Annotated in this window: 22 protein-coding genes; 8 read left to right on the forward strand and 14 right to left on the reverse strand. The window is 65.6% G+C overall.

What is annotated here, in order from left to right; genetic code table 11:
- The first annotated feature begins 559 nt into the window (after positions 1 to 559).
- From glgC to CV770_RS17740, 3 genes are read left to right on the forward strand one after another with little or no spacing between them, the layout of a single operon-like run.
- Entirely contained in the window at positions 560 to 1,822 is a 1,263-nt protein-coding gene (glgC, locus tag CV770_RS17730; protein WP_104463215.1) for a glucose-1-phosphate adenylyltransferase, read from the forward strand.
- Entirely contained in the window at positions 1,819 to 3,273 is a 1,455-nt protein-coding gene (gene glgA, locus CV770_RS17735; protein WP_104463216.1) for a glycogen synthase GlgA, read from the forward strand. Before glgC ends, glgA begins: the two co-directional genes overlap by 4 nt.
- A gap of 38 nt (positions 3,274 to 3,311) precedes the next feature.
- Positions 3,312 to 3,572, forward strand: a complete 261-nt coding sequence (locus CV770_RS17740) for a SemiSWEET transporter (protein ID WP_028145410.1) — start codon at positions 3,312 to 3,314, stop codon at positions 3,570 to 3,572.
- Positions 3,573 to 3,693: 121 nt separating this feature from the next.
- On the opposite strand, the gene CV770_RS17745 is transcribed toward CV770_RS17740, so the two are convergent.
- Entirely contained in the window at positions 3,694 to 4,488 is a 795-nt protein-coding gene (locus CV770_RS17745; RefSeq protein ID WP_104463217.1) for a DODA-type extradiol aromatic ring-opening family dioxygenase, read from the reverse strand.
- 148 nt (positions 4,489 to 4,636) lie between these two features.
- On the opposite strand from CV770_RS17745, the gene CV770_RS17750 reads away from it, so the two are divergent.
- Positions 4,637 to 4,816: a hypothetical protein gene (locus tag CV770_RS17750; protein ID WP_028145412.1), complete on the forward strand. Its 180-nt coding sequence runs from the start codon at positions 4,637 to 4,639 to the stop codon at positions 4,814 to 4,816.
- A gap of 7 nt (positions 4,817 to 4,823) precedes the next feature.
- Here the strand turns inward: CV770_RS17750 and CV770_RS17755 are convergent, their stop codons facing one another.
- Positions 4,824 to 6,326 (reverse strand): carboxylesterase/lipase family protein, encoded by a 1,503-nt coding sequence (locus CV770_RS17755; protein WP_104463218.1) that lies wholly within the window; start codon positions 6,324 to 6,326, stop codon positions 4,824 to 4,826.
- 81 nt (positions 6,327 to 6,407) lie between these two features.
- Positions 6,408 to 6,617 (reverse strand): hypothetical protein, encoded by a 210-nt coding sequence (locus CV770_RS17760; protein ID WP_104463219.1) that lies wholly within the window; start codon positions 6,615 to 6,617, stop codon positions 6,408 to 6,410.
- Positions 6,618 to 6,845: 228 nt separating this feature from the next.
- Here CV770_RS17760 and CV770_RS17765 point away from each other — a divergent pair, with 228 nt between their 5' ends.
- Positions 6,846 to 9,533 carry a flavin-containing monooxygenase gene (locus tag CV770_RS17765; RefSeq protein ID WP_104463220.1) on the forward strand — a complete coding sequence of 896 codons (2,688 nt, stop codon included), beginning with the start codon at positions 6,846 to 6,848 and terminating at the stop codon, positions 9,531 to 9,533.
- Positions 9,534 to 9,619: 86 nt separating this feature from the next.
- Here CV770_RS17765 and CV770_RS17770 read toward each other — a convergent pair whose 3' ends face one another.
- Entirely contained in the window at positions 9,620 to 11,008 is a 1,389-nt protein-coding gene (locus tag CV770_RS17770) for an MFS transporter (RefSeq protein ID WP_091961316.1), read from the reverse strand.
- An 81-nt stretch (positions 11,009 to 11,089) separates the two neighbouring features.
- Between CV770_RS17770 and CV770_RS17775 the strand changes: the two genes are divergently transcribed.
- The 3 genes from CV770_RS17775 to CV770_RS17785 all read left to right on the forward strand — a co-directional run bounded on the left by CV770_RS17775 (position 11,090) and on the right by CV770_RS17785 (position 12,875).
- Positions 11,090 to 12,034: a LysR substrate-binding domain-containing protein gene (locus tag CV770_RS17775; protein WP_245453776.1), complete on the forward strand. Its 945-nt coding sequence runs from the start codon at positions 11,090 to 11,092 to the stop codon at positions 12,032 to 12,034.
- Between the two features lie 137 nt (positions 12,035 to 12,171).
- Complete coding sequence (locus CV770_RS17780) at positions 12,172 to 12,444, forward strand: hypothetical protein (protein WP_104463221.1); 273 nt, start codon at positions 12,172 to 12,174, stop codon at positions 12,442 to 12,444.
- A gap of 86 nt (positions 12,445 to 12,530) precedes the next feature.
- The gene (locus CV770_RS17785) at positions 12,531 to 12,875 is read left to right on the forward strand and encodes a hypothetical protein (RefSeq protein WP_091961321.1); all 345 of its coding nucleotides are present in this window, start codon (positions 12,531 to 12,533) and stop codon (positions 12,873 to 12,875) included.
- On the opposite strand, the gene CV770_RS42645 is transcribed toward CV770_RS17785, so the two are convergent.
- The 10 genes from CV770_RS42645 to CV770_RS17830 all read right to left on the reverse strand — a co-directional run bounded on the left by CV770_RS42645 (position 12,847) and on the right by CV770_RS17830 (position 26,447).
- Positions 12,847 to 13,002, reverse strand: a complete 156-nt coding sequence (locus CV770_RS42645; RefSeq protein ID WP_201759907.1) for a hypothetical protein — start codon at positions 13,000 to 13,002, stop codon at positions 12,847 to 12,849. The two genes, CV770_RS17785 and CV770_RS42645, sit on opposite strands and share 29 nt — an antisense overlap.
- 104 nt (positions 13,003 to 13,106) lie before the next feature.
- On the reverse strand, positions 13,107 to 13,625 hold the full coding sequence (locus CV770_RS17790; RefSeq protein WP_104463222.1) for a septal ring lytic transglycosylase RlpA family protein: 519 nt from the start codon (positions 13,623 to 13,625) through the stop codon (positions 13,107 to 13,109).
- A gap of 166 nt (positions 13,626 to 13,791) precedes the next feature.
- Entirely contained in the window at positions 13,792 to 14,955 is a 1,164-nt protein-coding gene (locus CV770_RS17795; RefSeq protein ID WP_104463223.1) for a serine hydrolase domain-containing protein, read from the reverse strand.
- Positions 14,956 to 15,125: 170 nt separating this feature from the next.
- On the reverse strand, positions 15,126 to 16,376 hold the full coding sequence (locus CV770_RS17800; RefSeq protein ID WP_104463224.1) for a DUF1501 domain-containing protein: 1,251 nt from the start codon (positions 16,374 to 16,376) through the stop codon (positions 15,126 to 15,128).
- 2 nt (positions 16,377 to 16,378) lie between these two features.
- The gene (locus CV770_RS17805) at positions 16,379 to 17,851 is read right to left on the reverse strand and encodes a DUF1800 domain-containing protein (protein ID WP_104463225.1); all 1,473 of its coding nucleotides are present in this window, start codon (positions 17,849 to 17,851) and stop codon (positions 16,379 to 16,381) included.
- 144 nt (positions 17,852 to 17,995) lie between these two features.
- Positions 17,996 to 20,512: a M56 family metallopeptidase gene (locus tag CV770_RS17810; RefSeq protein WP_104463226.1), complete on the reverse strand. Its 2,517-nt coding sequence runs from the start codon at positions 20,510 to 20,512 to the stop codon at positions 17,996 to 17,998.
- Positions 20,509 to 20,901 (reverse strand): BlaI/MecI/CopY family transcriptional regulator, encoded by a 393-nt coding sequence (locus CV770_RS17815; protein WP_018319749.1) that lies wholly within the window; start codon positions 20,899 to 20,901, stop codon positions 20,509 to 20,511. Before CV770_RS17815 ends, CV770_RS17810 begins: the two co-directional genes overlap by 4 nt.
- Before the next feature lie 290 nt (positions 20,902 to 21,191).
- A complete protein-coding gene (locus tag CV770_RS17820; protein WP_283811332.1) occupies positions 21,192 to 22,844 on the reverse strand; it encodes an NAD-dependent malic enzyme in 1,653 nt (550 codons plus the stop codon).
- A gap of 161 nt (positions 22,845 to 23,005) precedes the next feature.
- Positions 23,006 to 24,007: a Bug family tripartite tricarboxylate transporter substrate binding protein gene (locus CV770_RS17825; protein WP_104463228.1), complete on the reverse strand. Its 1,002-nt coding sequence runs from the start codon at positions 24,005 to 24,007 to the stop codon at positions 23,006 to 23,008.
- Between the two features lie 100 nt (positions 24,008 to 24,107).
- The gene (locus tag CV770_RS17830; protein ID WP_104463229.1) at positions 24,108 to 26,447 is read right to left on the reverse strand and encodes a mechanosensitive ion channel domain-containing protein; all 2,340 of its coding nucleotides are present in this window, start codon (positions 26,445 to 26,447) and stop codon (positions 24,108 to 24,110) included.
- Between the last annotated feature and the right edge of the window lie 310 nt (positions 26,448 to 26,757).

Raw genomic sequence — 26,757 nt, forward strand, 5'->3', positions numbered from 1 at the left:
CCCCAGCCCCCGCCCCAGCCACGACCGCGCCAATGCACCTGCGCGACATCGTCACCGACAGCGGCCTTCATGGTCGCGACATTGGTCGGCAGCGGGGCCGCTGCCGCCTGCTGAATTTGGCCGGCCATGACCACGCCGGCGACCGAACAGGCAATTGCCGTTTTCCAGATCCTCATCGACTTGCTCCCTGTCTGACGTCTTGCTTGGAAAAGGATCGCAGCGGCATGATCGGGCATCTTTGCGCCAAGTCAAAGCCCGGATTTTCAAAGCCCGGATTTGCGTGCGGCGCACAAGCCTCGTCCAAGCCTCGTCCAAGCATCGTCCATGCCTCGCTGCGAGCCGGCTGCCGGCATGCGAGGCGGACCAACGAGCCCGCTCTGCCCGACGTGACACCGGCGCGATGCCGGAGCCCCGCGGCCAAGCATTAAGCTTCCCGCCCGCGCAACCAACAACCTACTTCACGATTGACTATTCGTACCGCTACTATCGGTTCCAATGGCGCGAGGCTTCTCGCGACAAATAGCCTCGGCCTGCGCCGGGTGTGAGTGGGAGGAATGACATGAGTGCCGCGAGACCCGAGCCGCTTGCCCGTCAGGCGCTGGCGTTCGTCCTGGCTGGCGGACGCGGCAGCCGGCTCCTGGAGCTGACCGATCGCCGCGCCAAGCCGGCCGTCTATTTCGGCGGCAAGTCCCGCATCATCGATTTCGCGCTGTCGAATGCCGTCAATTCGGGCATCCGCCGCATCGCAGTCGCCACCCAGTACAAGGCGCACAGCCTGATCCGGCACCTTCAGATGGGCTGGAACTTCTTCCGCCCCGAGCGAAACGAGAGCTTCGACATCCTACCCGCGAGCCAGCGGGTCTCCGAGAACATGTGGTATGTCGGCACGGCGGATGCGGTCTACCAGAACATCGACATCATCGAATCCCACGCCTGCCGCTTCATCGTGGTGCTGGCCGGCGACCACATCTACAAGATGGACTACGAGGTGATGCTGCGCCAGCACGTCGACAGCGGCGCCGACGTCACCGTCGGTTGCCTGGAGATGCCGCGGACGGAATCCTCGGGCTTCGGCATCATGCATATTGACGAGAACGGCTGGATTCAGGAGTTCCTGGAGAAGCCGAAGGATCCGCCGCCGATGCCGGGCAAGCCGGACGTCTCGCTCGCCAGCATGGGCATCTACGTGTTCGACGCGAAGCTCCTGTTCGAGGAGCTCAAGCGCGACGCCGATGACCCGAACTCGAACCACGATTTCGGCAAGGACATCATTCCCTACCTCGTCAAGAACGGCCGCGCGATGGCGCACCAATATTCCACCTCCTGCGTGCGTTCCGGCAGCGACCCCCGCGCCTATTGGCGCGACGTCGGCACGGTCGATGCTTATTGGGCCGCCAATATCGACCTCACTGACGTCGTGCCCGAGCTCGATTTGTTCGACAGCTCCTGGCCGATCTGGTCCTATGCGGAGATCACGCCGCCGGCGAAATTCGTTCATGACGAGGAGAGCCGGCGCGGCCAGGCCGTGAGCTCGCTGGTCTCGGGCGGCTGCATCATCTCCGGCGCCTCGCTGCGCCGGTCGCTGCTGTTCACCGGCGTGCGCATCAACTCCTACGCCAATGTCGAGAACGCCGTGATCATGCCCTATGTCAGCGTCGGCCGCGGCGCTCGCCTGAAGAACGTCGTGATCGACCGCGGCGTCGAGATTCCGGAAGGACTCGTGATCGGCGAGGACCCGGCGTTCGATGCCAAGCGCTTCCGCACCACCGAGCAGGGAATTTCGCTCGTCACTCAGCCGATGATCGACAGGCTCAATACATGAGGCCTGTTCGCGTCCTCGCGGTCGCTTCTGAAGTCTATCCCATCGTCAAAACCGGCGGCCTCGCGGATGTCGCCGGCGCGCTGCCGATTGCCCTGAAGGCGCATGGCATCGAGATGCGCACCTTGATGCCGGGCTATCCCGACGTGACGCGGATCGTATCGAACGCGGAGGAGATCCGGAGCTGGCCGGATTATTTCGGCGGGCCGGGCCGGCTACTCGCCGGCTCCCATGACGGGCTCGACCTGTTCGTGCTCGACGTGCCGCATCTCTATGCGCGGCCGGGCAATCCCTATGTCACCACCGAGGGCGTCGACTGGCCGGACAATGGCGTGCGCTTCGCGGCACTGTCGCGCATCGCCGCCGATATCGGCCACGGCCTCGTCCCCGCCTTCGTGCCCGATGTCGTGCACGCCCATGACTGGCAGGCCGGGCTCGCGCCGGCCTATCTGCACTATGACAATCGCCCGCGACCCGGCACCGTGATGACCATCCACAACATGGCCTATCAGGGCAAGTTCGCTCCCGAGCTAGTCGGTGCTATCGGCCTGCCCTGGCACGCGTTCAACGTCAACGAGATCGAATATTTCGGCGGCATCAGCTTTTTGAAGGCGGGCCTGCAATTCGCCGATCGTATCACGACGGTGTCGCCGACCTACGCGCAGGAGATCCAGAGCGACGAAGGCGGCATGGGGTTCGGTGGCCTGCTGCGCGCACGCGCGAACGTGCTGAGCGGCATCCTCAACGGCATCGACATCTCGGTGTGGAATCCGCAGGACGATCCGCACATCGCCTACCGCTACGGCGCCGAGGACCTCACCTACCGGGCCGCGAACAAGGCGGTGCTTCAGCAGCAGTTCAATCTCGATTCCTCCGACGAGGCGCCGCTGCTCGGCGTCATCAGCCGGCTGTCCTGGCAGAAGGGGCTCGATCTGCTGCTCGAGGCCATTCCGACCATCTTGGCCGAAGGCATGCAGCTCGCGCTGCTCGGCAGCGGCGACCGCGATCTCCAGGATCGCTATCAGGCCGCAGCCCGCGCCAATCCCGGCCGGATCGGCGTCGTGATCGGCTATGACGAGATCCTGGCGCACCTGCTGCAGGCCGGCTCGGACGCGCTGATCGTGCCCTCGCGCTTCGAGCCGTGCGGCCTGACCCAGCTCTGCGCACTTCGCTACGGCGCCGTTCCGATCGTCTCACGCGTCGGCGGGCTCGAGGACACCATCGTCGACATCAGCGAAGCCGACGCCGCCGACCGCGATGCCACCGGTTTCAAGTTCGCACCCGTGACGGCGGAGGCCCTCGCCGGCACGCTGCGCAAGGCCAACACCGCCTTCCACGACAAGCCGACCTGGCGCCAACTGCAACGACACGGTCTTGCGACCGACGTCTCCTGGCGCAACCGCGCCGGCGACTATGCCGCGCTCTATCGCGGGCTCATGGCGGAGCGCGCCTGAGGCAATGACCATCGTCGAATCCATGCTATAGAGCCGGCATGGACCCGTTCGTGATCAAGCTGATCGGCTTTGCCGCCGCCACCTGCACCACCGTGGCCTATGCGCCGCAAGCCATCAAGGTGTGGAAGACCCGCTCCACCGGCGACATCTCGCTCGGCATGTTCCTGGTCATGGTGCTGGGCCTCGCGCTCTGGCTGATCTACGGCCTGCTCTCGGGCGATGCGCCGCTGGTCGCCGCCAACGCCATCACCATGCTGCTCGCCGGCGGCATTTTGTTCATGAAGCTGAAATACGGGTAAGCTTGCGCGATGCGTAGGGCGGATTAGCCCCCGGCTGCGCGAAGCGCAGTCCGCGGGCGTAATCCGCCGCCTTCATTGCCGCACGACGGCGGATTACGCTTCGCTAATCCGCCCTACGGAATCAACCGAATACGTAGGACGCCATCGCGACGCCTGCGACCTCGTCGACGAAGACGCGCTTGCCGATATCGCTGCCGGCGGCGCCGGCGGCCACCATCAGCGGCAGCAGATGGTCCTCGCGCGGATGCGCCAGGCGCGCGCTCGGTGCGTTCTCCCAATCGACCAGCATCGCGTTGCGGCGGGCCGGATCGGGGTTGCTGATCGCCTCGTTCAGATAGGCCTCGAAATCAACCGAGACCGGCTTGGACTCCGGCCGGTTGAAGCCGCGCATGTTGTGATAGGTCAGCCCGCTGCCGACGATCAGAATGCCTTCATCGCGCAGCGAGGCAATCGCCTCGCCGACCCTGACGTGCTCGGCCGCATCGTATGCAGACTTCAGCGACAGCAGCACGATCGGCATGTCGGCGTTCGGATACATCAGGCCGAGCGGCACGAAGGTGCCGTGGTCAAAACCCTGGTTGGGATCCTCCCGGCATTCCAGGCCGGCGCGCGTGAGCAGCGCCTTCACCTCGGTCGCGAGCTCGGGCCGGCCCGGCGCCGGATATTTGAGGTGATAGGTATGCTCGGGGAAACCGTAATAGTCGTACACCATCGGCGGCTGCGCCGAGGTCGAGACGGTGAAGGCATCGGCCTCCCAATGGCCGGTGATGACGAGCACGGCCTTCGGCCTCTCCGGGAGAAGCTGCGGCAACCGGCCGAACTCTTCGGCGGTTCTGGCATATTGCACCCGCCGGTCCTCCATGAAGGGCCAGGGGCCGCCGCCATGCGACAGGAACAGGGTCGGAAATCGCGTCATGGGGCTCGTCTCATCGGCACTCTGCGCGTGCCCGCGCGTTCGGCGGCGAGCATAGGCAAACCGGCATGGTTAGCAAGTCGTTAACGATTTGCCGCCCAAAATCCCGGCGTGGCCGAAGCAGTCGGCCTGAAGACAAGTGAGACGTGAGATGAAGAAGTTTGCGCTGGGGGACGTCGTCAACAGTGACAAGGGCCGCCGCGGCATCGTTCGCGCCGCCTTCAAGTCGCGGGAAGGCCAGCAGTTCTACGCCGTCGAGAAGGACGGCGCGATGGACTATCTGGAGGAAGGCCGACTGACGCCAGCGCCCCGCGTTGAGCTCGCCGCTTAAGTCCAGCTCATTTTTTGCTCTCGCCTGCGATCCGGTCAAGACGCTCCGACCAGGGGTCGTCTCCGCTCGCGATGTGATCGTTCGCGATCAGCAGCAGGCGATCGCGGCCAGCGACGGAATCCCAATGCGGCAGACCGGGACCGTTGGGATCGCCGCTTCTGGCGAAGTTGATCCAATAGGACCGCATGCGGCTTGCGACCTCGCGATCAGCCCGCGAGAAGATGCCCGCCCCCGGCACGCCTTCTGCACCGAAGATGAACTGCAGCTCGCGCCCATGCCCAGGCCCAGGATTGGCGCGACGCGCCTCGGGCACATAGGCGAAGCGATAGCGAAAGGTCGCCGCGCCGCTTGCGGCATGCAGGCGCGCCAGAAGTCTTGCGGGCTCGGAAAAGACCTTGTCGGTGTAGAACCGTGCCGCAAGATCCGAAGGCTTGGCGAGAGAAGGCCTGTCGAGAGAAGGCCTGGCGAGATCGGGATAGAGCTTGCGCAGCTCATCGCTTGTGAGGCCTGACGCTTCAAGCTCCTCCTTGGCATCGAACTCGCCGTCGAAACCCGTCTCATCGTCGTTCGAGCCGATGATGAGGGGAATGCGGCTTTGATGTCCGGCCCCAAAACCTGCAGCGATATTCTCGGTCACCAGAGCTCCATCCATCATCGGCGCGAAGCCGTACCGCGATTGCTCCAGCAGGCGACTCTCGGCGGCAAGCAGGCGTCGCGGTTCGGCTGCGCGCAAATCCGCCTGCGGTCCGAGCGACGCCACGAACTGCCGGCCCATCGCCTGCGCGTCCTGCGCCGAGCGCAGAGGCGCGCGACCGGGCACCGATTGCAGAATGACCTTCTGGAACAGATCGCGCGACTGCGCAGACAGCATCAGAAGCGCGATCGATGTCGCACCTGCGTCGCTGCCAAACAAGGTGACGTTGTGCGGATCACCGCCGAAGGCTGCGATGTTGTCATGAACCCAATGCAGCGCGGCGATCTGGTCCATCAGGCCGTAATTGCCGGAGCCGCCGTCCGTCAGCGCGGGATCAGTGAGCCAGCCGAGCACGCCAAGGCGATAATTTGCGGTGACCACGATGAGGCCGGCCTGCGCCAGCCTGGCACCGTCGGACAGCGGCTCATTCGCGGTACCACTGACAAAGCCTCCGCCATGGATGAACATCATCACCGGCAGCGGGCCGTCGACCCCGAAGGGGCGGAACACGTTCAGCGTCAGGCAATCCTCGCTCGCATCGGGCAAGGACGGCTGAAGGCACGGCGCGCCGTAATCGTAGGCGGTGTGCATCTCCGAACTTTCGGGGGTCGGCTGCGGCGGTCGCCAGCGCAATGCACCGACCGGCGGCGCCGCATAGGCCAGTCCCTTGAACGAGGCCACCTCACCTTCGACGGCGCCGAGAATCTGTCCTTCACGCGTCAGCGCGAATGGAAACTGTCCGACCGGCTGCGCCACGGCCGAGCCGGCGCAACACAGGACAATGGAGGCCGCAAGAAGCGCGAGCAGGGATCGCATCTTCGGTGCATCTCGATGCGCGGAACGGTTTCCTGCAGGTTACGTCCGCCGCCATCGGCGGGGCAAGCCTGCCGGCTCGCACTAACCGCGCTTTGCGAGAATCTCCGCCAGCGCGTGCCGCGCGACGATGCCGAGCTCGCCGAGCGTGGAGTGCCCGGCCCGCGCCGCTTCGATCAGGCGTTCGGCGATGAACCTGCGGCTGTCGTGATCGCCGCCATGCGGCAGTTGCCGGCACGTCTGCTCCAGGACGACGTCCATGTTCGCTTTGGTCCGCTCACTCAACTCTGGCATGACGCTCGATCGTTACGCGTGGCTTGTAACCGCAAGCATACACAGGCGGATCGGGCATGATTAGCCCGGGCTATCACGGCCATTGTGCATCGCGGTGCGTGTAGTGCCGCAACATTCACGCGGCCACGATGACGCCGCAAACGCCTACCCAAGATTGCGCTTGCCGTGATGACAAGCCGTGCATGTAGCGATAGCCTGCCGGCAAAACAAAACATACGGGAGGATGCCATGCCAGATGCGATGGTTGCCACACGTGCCTCCGATGAGCGCGGAACCGCTCAGCAGGTCGATGTCGCCGTGGTCGGCGCCGGCTTTGCCGGCCTCTATCTCCTTCATCGCCTGCGCAAGGCCGGCCTCTCGGCGGTCGGCCTCGAAGAGGCCGGCGACGTCGGCGGCACCTGGTACTGGAACCGCTACCCGGGCGCGCGCTGCGACATCCAGACCATCGACTACAGCTACACCTTCGATCCGGAGCTCGATACCCTCTGGACCTGGTCGGAGAAATACGCGACCCAGCCCGAAATCCTGCGTTATCTCGGCTTCGTCGCCGACCGCTACGACCTCAGGGGCGACATCCGCTTCAGGACCAAGGTCACCGAAGCCAGATGGGACGAGAAGGCCGAGCGCTGGCAGCTCACCACGGACAATGGCGCGCCGGTCTCCTGCCGCCATTACATCATGGCCACCGGCTGCCTCTCGGCGCCGAAGCCGCCGGAGATCGATGGCGTCAAGGATTTCAAGGGCGAAGTCTATTTCACCGGACGCTGGCCGCATGGCGGCGTCAACCTCGCGGGAAAACGCGTCGCCGTGATCGGCACCGGCTCGTCGGCCATCCAGTCGATCCCGCTGATCGCCGAGCAGGCCGCGCATCTGACCGTGTTCCAGCGCACGCCGAACTTCGCACTGCCTGCCCATAACGGCCCGGCGCCATCGGACCGCATGAGCCTGCTGCAAGCCGATCGCCCGGCCTATCGCGAGCAGGCGCGCCAGTCGATGGCGGGCGTGCCCTATCCGCAGCAGACGGTCGTGAGCTGGCAATTGAGCGATGCCGAGCGTCGCGAGCGGTTCGAACGTGCCTGGGCCGCCGGCGACCTCGTCCACATCCTGACCCAGCTCTGGGCCGACCAGGCCGTCGACGTCGACGGCAACAAGCTGATCTGCGATCTCATCCGCGAGAAGATCTCGGCGGCCGTGAAAGATCCCGAAACCGCCGCGGCGCTGATGCCGCACGACCACCCCTTCGGTGCCAAGCGCCCCTGCCTCGATACCAACTACTACGCCACCTACAACCGGCCGAACGTCACGCTGGTCAATCTGCGCCAGGAGCCGATCAAGGCCATCACGGCGAGTGGCATCTCCACGAACGGCCGCAGCGTCGACGTCGACGTCATCGTGTTCGCGACCGGCTTCGACGCTATGACCGGCGCGATCCGCGCGGTGCATCCGATCACCGGGCGCGGCGGCAAGTCGCTGACCGATGTCTGGGCGCAGGGGCCGCAGACCTATCTCGGGCTCACCGTCGAAGGCTTTCCCAACTTCTTCATGATCACCGGGCCCGGCAGCCCGTCGGTGCTGTCGAACATGGCGGTGTCGATCGAGCAGCATGTCGACTGGGTGGTCGACCGGCTGGCCGCGCTGCGCGATGCCGGCTTCACCACGATCGAGCCGACCGAGACGGCGCAGGCCGGCTGGAACAGGCACATGGCGGACTGTTCGATGGTGACGCTGCATCGGCTCGCCAACACCTGGTACACGGGCGCCAACGTCCCCGGCAAGGTGCAGGGCCTGATGCCCTATACCGGCGGCGTCGGCCCCTATCGCAGCATCTGCGACGAGGTGGTCAGCCGCGGCATGCTCGGCTTCAAGCTCACCGGCCCAGGCGGCACAGAGCAATGCAATGACGGCGAGGTGGTGCGGCTGCAGCCGGACGTGCGGCTGGTGATGAACCTGCTCGCGTCGCTGAACCTGCCGCCGATCGAGTCGATGGGCGCGATCGGTGCGCGCGAGTTCGTGAACGAGTTCAACAAAGGCCGCCCCGCCGGACGGCCGATCGGCGACATCGTCGACGGCACCCTGCCCGTCACCGACGGCGCGTTGCCGTACCGCGTCTACAAGCCGGCGACGCCGGGACCGCATCCGATCGTGGTCTATTTCCACGGTGGCGGCTGGGTGCTCGGCGACGAGCAGTCGGACGAGCCGTTCTGCCGCGACATGGTGCGGCGGACCGGCATGACGTTCGTCAGCGTCGGATATCGTCACGCGCCGGAGCATCGCTTCCCGACTGCAGCCGAAGACGGCTATGCGGCCACGCGCTGGATCGCCGAGCACGCCGCGGAACTCGGCGGCAAGCCGGGCCCGGTGCTGGTGGCGGGCTGGAGCGCCGGCGGCAACATCGCCGCCGTCACCTGCCAGCTCGCGCGCGACCGCGGCGGGCCGGAGATCGCCGGCCAGCTCCTGATCTGCCCGGCCACCGACTGCACCTTCGATCGCCCGTCCTATAACGACAATGCGACCGGCTACTTCCTGACGCGATCGCTGATGTACTGGTTCTGGGACCTCTACTGCTCGCCGGCGGACCGCACCGATCCGCGCGCCTCGCCGATTCGCGGCAAGGTCGAAAGGCTGCCGCCGGCCTTCGTGGCGACCTGCGAGTTCGATCCCTTGCGCGACGAAGGCATCGCCTATGCCGAGGCAATGGCGGCCGCAGGCGTCCCGGTCGAGCAGCTCAAGGCGCACGGCCATTTCCACTCGTCCTTCACCATGGTCGATGTGGTGATCACAGGCGTCTCGGGCCGGGTGCAGATGGCGGAAGCCTTGCGGCGCTTCGCCGGGCTGCCGCCGGAGATCAGCCGCGGCGACGAGGACAGTCACGGCGACGCCAGCCCGGGGAACAAAATCGCGGCGGCCGCGAGTTGAGCCGAAACGAAGCGGCCGGGAACCGTTTCCCGGCCGGCGTGGCGATTGGTGTGGCCCCGTCAGCCGGCTGTATCTGCCAGATACAGCTACGGCTGATGGTCAGGCAGCAACATCGATGCGGCGATGAGGCCGCCTGCTGATCCAAAAGCGGCAACAAGCCAGGGCCAGGCGTAATCGGCAGGCGTCCCTTCGTCCGATAGCATCGCACCGAGCGTTGCGATGCCGAGCGCAAATCCGGCCTGCCTCATGACCACGGTGACTGCCGAAGCCATACCCGTTTGGGCCGGAGGCACCAACGCAACGACAGCGCTCGACAGTTGCGGATGCGCGAGGACTGCGCCAATCCCGGTCAACAGCATTCCGGTTGCCGCCGCAGCGAGAACGACTTGCGCGTTCGGGAGCCAGCCGCTCGCCGCTAGCACCAGAATGAGATCGCCTGCCAGCAGCGCCAGCATCGCCGTCGCGAACAGCCGGCGCCAGCCCCAGCGTTTTGCCAGGCGAGCACCATAGGGCGGCAGCAGAAGCATCGGCAAGGTCGCGAAGAGCATTGCGAAGCCAACGGACGGGCCTGGCCAGCCGAACGCTGCACTCAGGAACGGAGGCAGATAGACGAGGACCGCCCAGTATCCAACAGAAACGGCAATCAGCAGCGAGGAAATGCCGACCATGACCGGCCGAATGAACACAGCGGGGTCGAAAATCGGCACGGGCCGGCGCCGCTGCTGCATCACGAAGATGGCGAGCAGACACGCGCTCAGCCCGAGGCCCGCTGCAATCCGGGCCGGCATTGCACCTCCCGTCAGCAGGCTCTCGATTGCAATACCAAGCGCAAACGTGAGAAGCACGACGCCGCTCCAGTCCAGCGGGCGGCCGGCAGGATCACGCGACTCTGCGACCAGCCGCGGAACGGCCAGAAGCGCGAGCAGACAAAGCGGGATATTGGCCAGGAAGATCCAGCGCCATCCGAACCAGGCCGAGACAAGTCCCCCGAGCGTTGGTCCGAGCGCCATGGCGATGCCTGAGAGCACACCCATGAACGCAAAGGCGCGGGCGCGCTCGTCAGGCCGAGCATAGGCACTCGCAAGCAGCGCAATGCCTCCAGTGATAACGAACGCCGCGCCAAGGCCTTGAATTGCACGCGCGGCCCACAGAATTGGACCGCCCGCCGCAAAGCCGCAAATGATCGATCCGACCAGGAACACGGCGTTGCCGCCAAGCAGAGCGCGTCGGCGTCCATACTTGTCGGCCAGCGCGCCGGCAGCGAGCAGCCCACCGGTAAATGCCAGACTATAGGCATCCATCACCCAGGCATAGGCAGCGCCGCCGAAACCGAGTTCGGCGGCCATAGCCGGCATCGCGACAACAACCGCGGTTACGTCGAATTGCGTCAGAAAAGCCGCCATGCCGAGCACCATCGCTGGCAGCAGGTCGTGCCAACGGCGTCGGGGCTGCATATCGGGTTCAGGCGTGATCATCGTTGTCCCATCGTGAAAGCGTCTGGTACCGATATGCATGCCAGGGCGAGGCCTGCGCCAATGCGATGTATTCACATCGGCATGAAAATATTTCATGATGATGCAATGCGCTCATTTCCTCCCTTCGACGGGCTGATTGCGTTCGAGGCCGCCTTGAGACATGCGAGCGTCACGCGCGCTTCCGCAGAGCTCGGGCTCACGCAGAGCGCGGTCAGTCATCGGCTTCGCAAACTCGAGGACTTCGTCGGGACGCCCCTCCTCATTCGGCAGCCGAGCGGCTTATGCGCCACGCCCGCCGGTATTGCCCTCTCGAACGAGTTGGCCGGTTTGCTCGACAGGATGGCGGATTTTCGTGCGCTCTGTCGCGCCGCTGCTCCGCCTCCGGCCTTGAAAGTCGGCGTCGGTGCAGCGCTTGCCGACTATTGGCTCGTGCGCCGCTTGCCCGATTTTGCGCAGACGCATCCCGGCATACCGGTTGAGCTGGCCGTACGTGAAGCCGACGCACACGCGAGGTCGAACGATCTTGACGTCGCGGTGCTGTGGCAACCAGCGGCGGGCTTGAGGCCAACGTCCATGCAACGTTTGCTATTTCGCGAGCATGTTTACCCCGTCTGCCACCCACGCCTGCTGCCTGGCCAGCGACCACTGACCGACGTGACGCGCCTCAAATCGTTGCCGCTCTTGCACAAGGGCCGGGCCGGCGAAGACCGTGGGGTCGAGTGGTCATGGACCACCTGGTTCGAACGATTGGGCCTCGGCCGCCCGCCACCCGCCGAGATACGTTTTGCAACGATAGCTACCGCCATAGCCGCCGCCCTCGCCGGCAACGGGATCGTGCTCGCGCGTTCGCTGCTGGTCCAGGATGCGCTCAAGGACGGGAGGCTGGTACGGGTGCTTCCGCAATCGTGGGACTTGCCGTCGAGCAAGGCTCAAATCGTGCGCTGGCCCCCGGCAATGGCCAAAGATCCCCGCGTGAAGGCGTTTGTCCGCTGGATATTGCAAACTCCGAAGATTCCCAACGATTGAGCCTTACGCCGTAGCGGGTCAGCCGGGAACCATTTCCCGGTCATCGCGTTGGTGCCTGTGGCATTGAGTGCAGCGACAGGTATGGGCCCCGGCACGCAAATCCGCGTGCTGGGGTGCTTTTTGCGTGAGGTGGGGCGATGGGGGACGCGGTTGCGGATTCAAAAGTCGATTTCGATGCGCGTGCGGCCCTGCATAAATGGCCGTCGCTGGCAAACGAGCGCCGACCGGACCGGGAATCATATCAGATAAGCGAAGGCACTCTCGACGAGTGCATCTCTGCGTTTATGGGGAAGCCGGCGACGACCCGGCATCTCTATGAGATCCGGACAGCGGCGCAGCCGCCGCTCGTGACCGGCATCCTCTCGCCCGAACACGTCATTGAGCTCTCGCGCTGGAGAGAATTTCTCTGACGGCGCTTCACCTGCAGGCGCGTTAGGAACCTTCTGCCGGTTTCTCCCGTTGGTGGAAATCGGAAGTCAAGGTGCGAGTGCCTCCCATGCTTGAAGCTGGCGTACCACCCCCGGTCGTGCCCTATGGCGCAGACCAGACCCTGTTCGTGGTGATCGATCGCCTCGACCAGGCGACGGAGATTCGCATCGAACGAAGCGATCTCGAAGCCACTATCGGCGAGCTCGTCGCCGGCTGCTTCAACGACCCCATCAAGGTGATTTCGTTCAACACGCTCGAACATTGGATGAAGGACATCTCGACTGATGTCGCCGGCGCGATAAAGGCACGCTGCGACATCTATGGCATAGAGCTACCCGACTATCTCAGCGACTTCATCGATAGCCATAGCATGAATGCGGGAGTTATGCGCGCCGATATCTGCCGGCGATGACTTCGATCTCGCGACGGCGCTCGTCGGCGAAGGCCTGGAGCCTTTCGATCGTCAGCGTATCTGTGATCCGTTTGGCGAGTCGCTCGGCGCGCGCGGCTTGATCTTCGAGATACTGGATCGTGTTCAAGCGCCCGCCTCCCTCAACAGCCCCAAATTGTTCGGACAGACATGGTGCTTGAGAAGCCGCTAACACCCAGTTAAGCGCGGCGGGCCGAACGCGATGTCTCGAACTCATTGCACGACGTCGAGCCGGACATTGGTGATGCCCCTATCGACCATGCCGAGCGCCTCGGCCGCGGAAGGCGAGACGTCGACGACGCGTCCGCGGATATAGGGACCGCGATCGTTGACCCTGACGGTCACGAAACGGCCGGAGGAAACGTCGGTGACGCGCAGCTTCGTGCCGAATGGCAGGGTCGGATGGGCCGCGGTCAATTCGTTCTTGTCGAACTTCTCGCCGCTCGCCGTCTCCGTATCCGAATAGAAGCTGGCAACGCCGTGCGAGGCCGCTTGCTTTGCATCGCCATCGGGAATGCGCACCCGGCTGACCGGCCTTGGATGCAGCGCCGCCACCCGGTGCGGCCGCTCGACCGCGGCCTGCCGGCCGGTGGCCCCGAGATCGGCCTTCTGGCGGCCGACCGGCGATTGCGCGCAGGCGGCGAGTGAGGCGGCCCCGACGATGGCCAGCAGCAGCCGGCTCGAGGTTGCCAGCGAAATCCGGGCAGTTTCGGCACGTGCAATGCAAGACATGATGCGCCCTCCGAACTCCCCGGAGTTTCGGTGGGCAATGAGGGCAGAACCTTGTCAGAACAAAAGCGGGCCTGGGGCCGCCGCCGTTTCGCGTCAACTGTGACGATTCCATCACAGTGACGCGTCCTGAATCGGGACTGAAGCTACCCCAGTGGCGGGCTCCAGCTCAGGCCGGAGGCGGGATCGCGCGCAACACGTCCCGGAAGACGCCGAACTGCAATCGAAACGCTTGCGAGCTGTAGTCCTGATAGTAACCCGCAGTCACTGCGACGACGAGATCGAGCTCCGGGACGATGCGGATCGACTGCCCGCCGCGGCCCAGCGCACCGATCCAGCTGATCTTGCGGTCATTGAGGCGCGTTTGGCCGCGCCACCACAGATATCCGTAGGATTGAGCGTCCGTCGCCTTGATCTTCTCTGCCGTCGAAGCCTCGATCCACGCCTTGGAGACGATCTGGCGGCCGTTCCAGCGACCGCCCGCAAGCACAAGCTGGCCGATCTTGGCCATGTCGCGCGGTCGCAAGCGCAATCCTCCTCCGGCATCGGTATCCCCCCTGTACCGGCCCCACGCCGTGCCGGTGATACCCAGAGGCTCGAACAAATTCTCGCGCGCGAATTCATCGAGCGGACGTCCCGTCGCCTTGCGGATGATGGCCGACACAAGCGTGAGCGCGCCGGTGTTGTAGAAGAACTCCTGCCCCGCCGCGGCGGTCACGGGAAGACCGAGAACGTAGCGACACGGATCCCATGCCATATGCATGCGCGTCTCGTCATTGTCGTCGTCTCCCGTCGCGGGTGTCGCCTCGACCCACTTCAGGCCCATCGACATGGTGAGCACATGCACCAGCCGGATGCGGTCCTTTTCGGGAGAACGCAAGTCGGACAGTTCGGGGAAGAAGCTGAAGATCGGTTCGTCGACGCCGCGTATCAGCCCGCGATCGATCGCAATCCCGACGACGAGTGATGCAACGCTCTTCGAAACAGACTTCATATTGTGCAACGTATCGGCATCGAAGGCGATGGTTTCCACCCGGCGGCCGTAGATGTAGCCGGGTATCTCATCGGCGCCCTTGAAGTAACGCTCGAACGCCAGCTTGCCGTCGCGGGCGACCAGCACCGCATGGATATTGGCATCGCTCGTGGCGAGCCGGTCGGCCGTCCCGCACAGCGCCTCGCGATTGACGAGACTGTCGCCAGCGACGGAGCCGCCCGGCCAGCCGTCGCCCCGTTCGGGCGGAACACCGCAGCCGTCGGCTGCGTTCACGCGGACCGCGGAGAGCGGCGCCAGTGCGGCGCCGCCGAGCAGCGAAATGAACTGGCGCCGCCTCATGCGAGCCTCATCCCTGTTGCGGCGCAGAGCCAGCTTCGGCGCCGGCGTATCGGGGCTGCGCGTTCTCTCTGAGGATGCGCGCGAATTCACGCCAATAGAGCCTTCGCCAGTTCGTCGTCAAGCTGGCGAGAAAATCGAGCTCTCTTTGCGTCAGCGTGCACATCGCGGCTTCAGGCCACAAGGCCCCCCATGGGTTTGACGTCGGCGCTGCCGGGGAAAACCACATCCGCCAGCACCTTCTCCTCGACACGCAGGTGATCTCTCAGCAGGCCCTTCAGCACGGCGCGCAGATCGGTGGTCGGCTTGAGATCGCGATCCTCGAACAGTTGCGCCGGCTTCAGCCCCGGCCAGTCCACGATCACGCGGCCGCCGGCGAGCCCGCCGCCGATCAGGAATGCGACCGTGCCGGTGCCGTGATCGGTGCCTTGCGTTCCGTTGATGCGCGCGGTGCGCCCGAACTCGGTGACCACGGCGACCACGGTCTCGCCCCAGGCGTCGCCCATGTTGCTCTCGATTGCGGCGAAGGCGCCGTCGAGCGCGCCGAGCAGATTGTAGAGCTGGCCCGAGGCCGCCCCTTCGGCGATATGCGTATCCCAACCGACGAAGCCCATGGCGCCGACGCGCGGACCGTCGGGCTTGGCGAGATAGCGCGCGGCGGTGCCGGCGGCGTCGGCGAAATAGGCGCGCACGCGCGCAATGCCCGGCGGTGCCAGGGTCGGATCGTCCGACATGGCATCGCCCGCGCTGGGTGTCCCGCTGAGCGAAGCGAGCTTCATGCGCGCCTGCAGCACGGTCGCGAGCTTCGGGTCGGTGTGCTGGTAGAGATCGAGCAGGCGGGTCTGCGTGTCCTCGCTCGCCGGGAGCAATTTCTGCGGCACCCAGGTCATGACCGGCGCCGAGCCGCGCACCACCAGCGGTGTCACCGAGCCGATCCCGAGCGCGCGGCTGCCGCGCGGATCGACGCGGCCGCCCGATTCCAGCGCGAGCAGCGCGCGGTTGAGCCATCCGGAGCTGGTCATACCGGGCTTGACGAGCCCGCTCTCCAGCACGTCCTGGCCATCGAAATGCGAGCGCTCGCGATAGGGCGTCGCAACGGCGTGGACGATCGCCGCCTTGCCGCTCTTGTAGAGCCGGTGCAGGTTCGGCATCGCCGGATTGAGCGCGAAGAAGGCATCGAGCGGCAGCGCCGGCGGCTTGCCGTCCAGCAGCAGCGCGCGATCGCCGCGCAAGGAGATCCAGTCGGGATCGCCGACCGGCGCGACGGCACCGAGGCCGTCGAGCGCGCCGCGCAGCACGATGACGAGCAGGCGCGGATCGCGGCCTTCGGCGCGCGCGATCCTGGGCATCTGGCTCCATGCGAACAATGCACCGGAGCCGACCAGAAGCTCGCGTCGCGTGGGCAAATGATTGACGACGCCCATGCTCACCTCCTCTGAAAATCCGCCGACATGAACAGCAGCGCCAGCGCCTGCTGCCGGCTCTCGGCGCGGCCGACCGCCTGCTTCACCTCGGGGGCGATCTGCGATGCAAAGATGTCCTCGATGATGGCTTGCGGATCGGCCATGCCGGTGATGCGTTCGGCGAAATTGTTGGCGACGTCGAGCCGCCGGCCGACGCCGTCGATCCAGCTTGCTTCATCGTCCGGATAACCCTTGGGCGCGGGCGGACGCCACAGCGCCTCGCCCAGCAGCTCCTGGCCGCCGGTGAAGCGGACGGGATCAACCTGCGTGATGCCGGTCGCGCGCACCATGCCGACGACCCATTCGCCGGGACGCTTGAGCTTTGACGGCGGCGCGCGCCACGCCTCGTCCGACGACACCATCAGGGCCGCGACCTGCTTGAGATTGCCGTCACTGTCGCGGAACGCCCTCGCCATCTGCTCGACCAGGGCCGGCGGCGGTTCGTCGGCGACAAAATGGCGCGCGAGCTTGGTCGCGACATGGGTCGCCGTTGCCGGATGCGCAGCGAGATCGCGCAGCACGGCGCGGCCCTGCTCGACGTCGTCCTGCTCATAGCGCTTGCCGAGCACGGTCTGTCCGCCGGGCTCGTGCAGCCGCGGATTGAAGGTGAAGTCGCCGCCATGCTGGGGATCGGCCCCCGGCGGCACCAGCGTCCAGCCGGTCAGCACGTTGGCGAAGCTGATGACGTCGTTCTGTGTGTAGCCTGTGCGCACGCCGAGCGTATGCAGCTCCATGATCTCACGCGCAAAGTTCTCGTTGAGGCCGCTGCTGCGGTTGATGCCCGCGGTCGAGTTCGCCCCCATCGAACCGAGATTGTCGAGATAGAACAGCATCGCCGGATGACCCTCGACGGCCAGCAGGAGGTCGACGAACTGGCCAAGCGCATTGGCGCGAACCGCCTCGCGTTCATAGGCGCCGGACATGCTCTGGATCCGGTTGGCCGAGACGCAGAAATGATTGGACCAGAACCAGACCAGCCGCTCTGCAAAGCCGATATCGGCGGCAAGCGCCGCCTCCGTGCGCAGCTTGGCTTCCTGCAAATACATCGGGCGCCCGGGATCAGGAATAGCGTCGGCGGCCTGCTTCGCCGCCATCTCGGCGGCGTCCTTTTCCTGGCCCGCTTGCCCCTGCGTCTGCGATTGCGGCTGAGCCTGGTCGTCAGCCGAGGTGGGCGCCGACGCCACCTGCTGCTTCTTGGCCTGTTGCTGCGCCTGCTTGGCCCGCGCCGTTCGCCGAGCATTGGCATCGGCCACGGTGCGATAGGCTTTCGCACTGGAGGGCAGGCTGGCCGCCGCGGCGAGCACGAGCGGCCGGTCGAGTTCGGCAATCAGCGCGCCACGCGGGTCGGACCCGAGGGCGGCAATCGAGCCCGGCCGCGGCCCCATCCCGAAGCGATGGAGCGCCAGCACGGCTTCGGCCTTTGCGGAATTGCTCATGGCGAATGCCCAATTCTACGAGCCCGCCCGACGGCACCGCTCGAGGCTACGAATTGTAATGCTACAGATCGTAGCATTCGCGGGACTGGCAGACAAGCGGAGATTGAAACACCTCCATCAAGACATCGGGAGCGGCCGCTGCCCTCAGAAATTCGGCCCGAGCGCGATCTTCGTGATGGTGTCGTGCCTGACGCCGATGCGCCATTCCGCCGAGCCATTGGCGAACTGGGCGATGTAGATGTCGCTGTCGAGCGCGGTGACGCCGCGGAAGGAGACCGCACGCAGCGCACCGAGCCGCGCCAGGATCGCCTGGTCGAACGGCAACTGCTGACGCGTGATGTCGGCCACTTCCGAAGTCATGTGCTCGTAGTCTGGCTGTCCTCTGCCGACGCCCTCGATATAGCGGCGCAGCATCGCCTCGCCATTGGCGATCGGAACAGCGCGGCGGGCGGCGCGCCCCGGACGCACGCCGAGGTTTGAAGCTTCGACATTGTGGAAGCGGGTCTGCCGGCCCGGCATCAGGATCTCCAGACACCGTCCCGACTTGTCGGCAATCATCCAGGGATTGTTCACGGTCGTGGTGGTGAACCAGGTCATGTTGGGCCTGACGATCTGCGCCCTGCGATTGCCGTCCGCGTCCAGATTGACCACCTGGATGTCGTCGGCCATCTCGTTGTAGAGCATGATCCTGATCGGCGAAGTGTCGGCGCGGCCGCGAACGCTCGCCTCCTCCGCGCAAGGCACGATGCCGCCGAGCTCCTCATTGCCGTCGGCCCGGAATAGCACGTCGCCGGCCTTGCCGTCCGGCTCGATCATCAGGCGAAATTCCGCCGTGCCGTTCTCGAACTTGGCGCCATAGATGTCGTAGCCGCCGGGGCCGACGCCGCGGAAGAAGATCGACTCCACCGCGCCGAGCGCCACGAACGTCGCCCGCGACTCACTGAGCTGCCGGTGAACCTTGGCCGCCAGCGGCGCACTCATCCGGTCGTAGTTGGGCGTACCGCGGCGAAGATCCTCGATGCCGCGCAAGATCATCTCCTTGCCGCCGGGCGCCGGGACCTGCTCCCTGAATCGGTCAGGCACTTCCGCAAGGCGGCGCGCGAAATCCGCCTCGATCGCCTGAGCCACCGCTGCATCGATCCGGGGCGCCAGGCGGGCGCCAAAGACCGAATTCTGCACCAGCACGCGCGAGACCTTTGATTGCTCGTCACGCAGGAAGATCAGGAGATTTTCGCCACGGATTGAGAAGATGTCGGCACCTTCGGCGAGGAGCGTCGCCGGGCCCAGCACGGTTTCCTGCACCCGGAGCCGATCACCGTCACGCCGCACCGTCAGCACGCGGTTTGGCGCAATCCTGTACCAACCGACATACGGATCGAGCGATACCGGCTCGGCTACCGCCGCCGGCATCTCTGCGACACGAACCGCACGAATGTCGCGGCCGTTCATGCGCAGCGTCAGCTCGGACGAGCGGCGCTCCGCATCGAGCGCGAAGGTGATCTCGCCGGACGAGGCCGCGTAGGACGCCGTGCCGTCATTGCCGACCGTGAGGCGCAGCTTGCGCTGGCCCGTGAGTTGGCCGTAGAGTTCGTCGCCCTCACGGAAGATGGCGAACACCGAGGCCGGACCCATAGCGTAGAAATTGACGAACGGGCGGTAGTGCTGGGCGGGCACCTCGCCGGCATCCGCGGCGGCGGGCGCCGCGTCCGGCGTGCGATAGGCGATCATGCCGGCGGACACGATCACCACCGGGACGATCGCAGCCGCGATCCACAGCCGCTTGCGCCAACTGACCGCGACGGGCATCGCGGCAGCCGCGATGATGCGCTCGACACGGGCACGCACGGTCGAGGCCCGCGCCATCGCAAGCTCGACCGGCCGCGGCTTCACGGTGCTGGCGAAATCGAGCAGGATTTCCGCATAGGACAGCCGGTCGTCGATGACCTCGATCGCCTCGGCGTCGCTGATGATCTCGGCGAGCTCGGCAAGGCGCGCGAGCTGCCACCACGAGAACGGGCTGAACCAGAATACCGCGCGGTTGAGCGATGCGAGCAGGAGGACGTAGAAATCGCGGTTGACGACATGCGCGCCTTCATGCGCGAGCACCGCGAGGCGCTTCTTCGCGTCCCAGCTGGCGAATTGCGGCGGCACCAGAATGGTCGAGCCGAAGGTGACGGGGCCGCCGACATCGCGGCTGACGCGCACGTCGGCATCGATCATTCGCAAGCCATTCATCGGCTTTGCCGCGCGCGCCAGACGCCAGGTCAGGCAGAGCCCGATCGCGAGCCGCAGCAGCAACAGGCCGGCAACGCCGGCATAGATGACGGTGGCAACGAGCCACCAATTGATCGAGAGCCCGCTTCTGGCTTGCGGCGCGATAGCAATGCCGGGCGCGACTGGCAGCGCGGGCTGCGGCGTCTCCAGCATCGAGATGTCGGCCGGCAGAAAATCGTCCGGCACGACGACCGGCAAAGGCAGCCGGGTGATCGTGAGCGTCGGCCAATGCATCACGAATGGCATCGCCAGCGATGCCAGCAGCACGACGACCCAGGCCGTCATGTGAACGTGCGGATTGCGCACGCGAAACAAATTGAGACCGAACCAGACGACGCCTCCCAGCACAAGGGAGCGCAGTGCCGCCTCCGCCAGAGTTGCGATCATTCTTTCTTCACTCCCCTCGCCTTCTTCGCCTTGGCCACCTGGTCGGCCAGCGTACGCAATTGCTGCTGGTCGAGCATCTTGTTGTCCACCATGCCGACGAGGACCTCCTCGATCGAGCCGTTGCAGAACCAGTCGACGATGCGCTGCACCGCCTTGGCCGCAACCTTCGCGCGCGGCTCGGCGGCCTGGTAGACGTAGGTACGTCCGTCCACGGTGTGGTTAGCATAGCCCTTTTCTTCGAGCCGACGCAGCACCGTGCGCACCGTCGATTCCTTCAGACGCCGCGACAACCGCTCGCGCACGATCTCGGCCGTGACAGGACCATGGGCCCAAACCAATTGCATGACCTCGTGCTCGAGGTCGCCCAGTTCGGGCAAACGATCGTCCATGGCGGCTTACCTTGCGGATTGTGTTTTCTTGTAACGCTACAGATTGTCGCATATGCGGCCGCGCGGCACAACGGCGATTCCACCTGGGATGGTGTCGGTGTGCTGACCTAGTTGCCGGTTCGTGATTTGAGGGAAGTCGAAATATGCGAGGTCGTCATGCCCGGGCTTGTCCCGGGCATCCAAGTTCTTTCGTACCGCGCGTCAAGACGTGGATGGCCGGGACAAGCCCGGCCATGACGAGGCGGACACGTGACGCGCCCTAACCGCGCCGCTTGGGCGGGGGATGGCGGTTAGTAATGCGGTTCGTACATCTGGGACTGGACGAGAGCCTTGACGTCGTTGGGCGCGGGTCCGTCGGCGAGCCCGCGCTGATAGGCGACATCAGCAACGGCCGCGGCGATGCGGACCGAGACTTCGCGGATGCGCGGCAGGGCCGGATACAGGCTGCCCTGCGCGAGATCCTCCTTGCCGACGCAATTGGCGAGCGTATGGGCCGCCGCCATGAACATCTCGTCGGTCACCAGCTTTGAGCCGCTGGCGATGACGCCGAGGCCAACGCCGGGGAAGATGTAGGAGTTGTTGCCCTGGCGCGGCACGAATCTGCGGCCGTCGAGCGTCACCGGATCATATGGGCTGCCGCAGGCGAACAGCGCGCGCCCTTCGGTGTAGCGATAGGCGTCCTCCGCCGAGCATTCGGCCTTCGAGGTCGGGTTGGAGAGCGCGAACACGATCGGCTGCTCGTTGAGCTCGGCCATCGCCTTGAGCACTTCGGGCGTGAAGGCGCCGCCGACCGCGGCGACACCGATGATCGCCGTCGGCTTCAGCGTCTTGATCGCGGTGAGGAAGTCGGCGATCGGCGCCTGGCCGGCATGGGCGTAGCGCAGCTTGTGGCCGGAGAGGCCTTCGCGGCCGCCGACGACGAGGCCGCGGGAATCCACCAACCAGTTGCGTCGCAGTGCTTCGGCTTCCGAAGCGCCCTCCGCCATCATCGCGGACACCACGAGATCGGCGATGCCGGTTGCCGCTTCGCCTGCCCCTAAGAACAGGATCTTCTGATCCTTCAGCTTGCCGCCGTTCACGCGTAGCGCCGAGAACAGGCCGGCGAGCGCGACCGCCGCGGTGCCCTGAATGTCGTCGTTGAAGACGCAGGCTTCGTCCCGATATTTGTGCAGCAGCTTGAACGCCGAGTGATTGGCGAAATCCTCGAACTGGATCAGCACGCCCGGAAAGGTATTTCGCGCAGCTTGCATGAATTCGTTGACGAAGCTGTCATAGGCTTCGCCCGTCAGCCGCCGCTCGCGCAGGCCGAGATAATAGGGATCGTTCAGCAGCTCTTCGTTGTTGGTGCCGACGTCGAGCACAATCGGCAGGCACGCTTCCGGATGCACGCCCGCGCAGGCCGAATAGAGCGAGAGCTTGCCGACCGGGATGCCCATGCCGTTGGCACCGAGATCGCCAAGTCCCAAAATGCGCTCGCCGTCGGTGACGACGATCAGCTTGGCCGGATAGGGCCAGTTCTTCAGAAGCTCGGCGATCTGGCCGCGGTCGCGCGAGGAGATGAACATGCCGCGCGGCCGCTGGAAGATCAGGCCGAATTTCTGGCAGGCAAGCCCGACCGTCGGGGTGTAGATGATCGGCTGGATCTCATCGATGTTGTCGACGACGACGCGGAAGAACAGCGCCTCGTTGCGGTCATGCAGCGCGTTCAGCGCGACGTACTTCTCTAGATCGGTCGGCAGCGTGCGCAGATTGGTGAGGACGCGCTGAGCCTGCGTCTCCATCGTCAGCACGCAAGGCGGCAACAGGCCGCGCAGGCCCAGGGCCTCGCGCTCGGCTTCCGTGAAGGCGGTCCCCTTGTTGAGCAAGGGATCGCGCAGCAATGTCATGCCTTGCGGCGGATTGGACGACGTCGGTTGGGCAACGACCCGGGCAGGTCTATTCACGAATTCCCCCAAGAAGCTTCATATTGAACCGCGGACATTGTCGGCCAGCGCTCCATTGAGATCAAGGACGTAGCGACTGAGGCATCGATTGTGATCTCGCACCGCAGCGAGACTTTCGCGAACGACTGGCAGTTGCACGCGAGAAAAGGTTAACGCCGCGGCTATTCCGGCTTGATATCGGCAGCCTTCACGATCGGCCACCATTTCTCGGTCTCGGCCTTCTGGAGCGCCGCAAGCGCTGCGGGCGTCTGCTGCGCAGGTAGCGGAATCTCCTGCCCCAGTTCGGCAAAGCGCTGCTTGACGGCAGGCTCGGCGAGCACGGCGACGATCGCCGCGTTGAGCTTCGTGACGATGTCCTTCGGCGTGTTCTTCGGTGCCCAGATGCCGTGCCAGTAGGAAATGTAAAGGCCCGGCAGGCCCGCTTCGTCGACGGTCGGCACATCAGGCGCAGAAGCGAGCCGCGTCGGCGAGGTCACCGCGAAGGCCTTGATCGCGCCGCTCTTGACGTGCGGCAGCGAGTTCGAGGCCTGGTCGAACATGATGTCGATCTGCCCCGCGACGAGATCGATCATGGCGGGTCCTGCGCCGCGATAAGGCACGAACTGGAAGTCGGTGCCGGTCTTGTCCTTGAAGAAGACGCCGGCGACATGCGCGCCCGTGCCGGCCCCGGCCGTCCCGGCGGTGGCCTTGCCGGGGTTGCCCTTCAGCCAGGCGATCATCTCTTTCAGGCTGTTCGCCTCGAGCGACTTCCTGCCGACGATGAGCTGCGTCCCCATCGCGATCATTGCGACCGGCTCGAAATCGGCGACCACGTCATAGGGCAGCTTGAAGATCGCGCCGTTCAGCACATGCGTGCCCCAATGGCCGATCGTGATCGTGGTGCCGTCGGGTGTTGCGCGTGCAACGCGCGCGCCGGCAATGCTGCCGGAGGCGCCGGCCACGTTCTCGACCACAACCGTGGTGCGTAGCTCGGCGGCGATCCGCTCGGACAGGATCCGCGCCAGCGTGTCGGTCGGACCGCCCGCCGCGAACGGCACGATGAGAGTTACGGGGCGCGAGGGAAACGGCTGCGCATGGCCCGGTGCAATCCACGCCCCACATCCGACCACGGCGCACAAGACGATCAAATGACCGCGCAAGGCGGCGCACAGCCCTCGTAGCATTCCACCCACCCATTTTCGCCGCCCGCATGTCGGCAGCGGGCTGGAGGCTGAGTGAACGCTGCCGGACGGGCGGAGGCAAGCCGGAAGTTACAGCCGATGGCTATCCGGCCGCTCGCCGCGGCGTCAGATTGGCCGCGCCATCTGCCGGCGGCACGACGTGCATCAAGATGGTCTGGGTGGCGGATGCGACATCGATGCCGTTCTGCTGGAAGCGCAGCTTCATGCGGCGGTTGAATTCGCGCTGAACCGGCCAGCGCCCGGCCTCGGTGCAGCGGATCTGGCCGACGATCGACACCATCGCGCCGTCGACCTTGTCGATGCCCCACAGATCGAGGTCGCCGCGGATCAGCGGACGGAATTCCGGTTCGCGGCGCATCTCGTCGACGATGTCCTTGAGGATCTGGCCGGCGCGGTCGGTGTCTTCCTTGTAGGCGACGTTGACGCTGACCGAGGCGTTGCCGGCGCCGCGGCTGGCATTGGTGATGGTCGTGACCGCGCTGAACGGCACGATGTGCACGGCGCCGTCGCCGGCGCGCAGACGTATGGTGCGGATCGAGACGTTCTCGACCACGCCAGACAGCCCCGACACGCTGACATTGTCGCCGACCTGGACCGTGTTCTCCAGCAGCAGGAACAGCCCGGTGATGAGGTCCTGCACCAGCTTCTGCGAGCCGAAGCCGATGGCGATGCCGACGATGCCGGCGCCCGCGAGCAGCGGCGCGACGTTGACGCCGATCTCGCTCAGCGCGGTGAGGCCGACGACGGTGGCGATCAGGCACAGCAGCGCGGTACGTAGCATCGGCTGGAAGGTGCGCAACCGCGCGGCACGGGCGTAGTGCCCATCCCGCGACAGCGTGTTGATCTGGCGGTCCAGCAGCGCGTTGCTGGCTTCCCAGATCGCCGCCGCGATCAGGACGGCGAGGCCGATCGTCACCACGGCCGAGATCAGCCGGCTGCCGATCTGGCCGCCATAGAACCAGACGATGGCGTCCACGCCCCACACCTCGAGCACGGCGACGAAGCCGATGAAGCCGATCACGCCGGATACGATCTTGCGCAGCAGCGGCAGATAGCGGTTGGCGCGGATCTCGAGACCGGGAAAGCGCTGGAGGATCTCCGGCTTGATGCGGAAGCCGCGGTCGATCAGGCTGAGCGTCAGCATGATGGCGACGCGCGTGACCAGCGCCACCACGACCGTACCGACGAAATACTGCAAAAGCAGCGAATAGCCGTTGCGGATGTTGAGCGCCCACACCGCCCACAGCGCAAGATCGAGCGCGATGGCGAGATAGTGCCAGCCGCCGGCGACGCGGTTGCGCAGGCGGGCCGCGATGCCCTGCCGCTCGGCCGGCGCACGGATGGCGTCGGCGACCTGCCGGCGGCATTGCAGGATGATGACGACGATGAAGAGGTGCACGACCAGCATCACCATGCGCAGCAGCGCCGCATAACCGGTACGATGCAGGCCGAGCAGCAGGGCCACATTGGCAAAGGCGATGCCGGAGACGCCGACGCCGACGATGCGGCGCGCCCAGATCTCGATATAGGCCGCGGTCTCGGCCCGGACCGGAAGCAGCCCGAACGGTCCCGCCAGCGCCCGGATCACGCAGATGAGCCCGCGCGAGAAGGCATAGGCATTGACCACCGCGAGGATCACGAGGCGAACGGTCGTGGGTTCGCCGATCTCGGTGCCGAGCAGCGCGGTGGCGACGCCGACGAAGATGACCACCGGCAGCAGTTCGAGCACGAGACGTCCCAGCACGAAGGGCAGCCGCAACAGGGCCTGCCACACGCGCGCGAGGCTGTGGCGTCGCTTGTTCAAGTCGGGCGCGGGCGTGACATCGGCCGTTGAGGACGGCGGGTCGGCAATGGGGATCACCTGTGCCGGCAGGTGCGCGGTTTGCGGCACGCGCCCTTCCAGGAACGCGACCGGGCGGCGGATCAGGCGAAAGATCACCCACTCGGCCGCAAGGGCGCAGCCGAGCACCAGCGCCAGCTTCCAGGCGATCTCGATCAGGAGATTGTAGGCGGCAGGATCGTTCGCAGTCCGCAGGAACCAGTAGTAGAAGGCCGGGAAGTGCGTGAGCGTCCGCGCCATGCTGGCGATCTCGCTCGAGATCGCGCCGATCTCCTCCGACACCGTGAGCAGGAGTTGCGCCCCGAGGCCATCGGCGGAGAGCGGGATCGGCGACTTCTGCTCAGGCGCGGGCGGCGCAGGCTGCTGCTGACCGGACGCACTCGCGATCGCGCGCAGCGTATCGATCATCTGCGCGCGCTTCTTGTCGTCCTGGAGCGTCTCCAGCGCGCGCCTGGCTTCGTCGGGCGACAGTGCGGCAGCGCTATTCGTCGCAGGCCGAGGCGTTTCGGCGCGGACACCGGAGACAGAGAAGATCGCGAGGAAGAGAGCGGCGAGGACCGCCGGGGCAAGCTTATGCGACACGAGGATTCCCTGGAAAAAATGAATGAGCCGGCGGCGTCGGGACCGTCACCGCCGAAGCACATGCGTCATGTCGGATCGCAGCTATTCGCCTCCGGCCTGTGTCGGAAGTTGGCCTATGAGGCGACATTCTCTTGGCATTTACCGCAATGCGAAGATCGGGGAACCGCAGCATCGGCGCGGGTCAGTTGCCTGGCAATTGCGTCGCGGCCATTCTTCGAGACGCGCTCGGGCCAGCCGACCTGCCATGCTACACCCTCCGTCATTCCGGGAGGCGGCCCGGAATGACGGCAAGGAGGAAGGTGGAGGAGAA

The sequence above is a fragment of the Bradyrhizobium sp. AC87j1 genome (assembly GCF_002936975.1).
Taxonomy (GTDB): domain Bacteria; phylum Pseudomonadota; class Alphaproteobacteria; order Rhizobiales; family Xanthobacteraceae; genus Bradyrhizobium; species Bradyrhizobium shewense.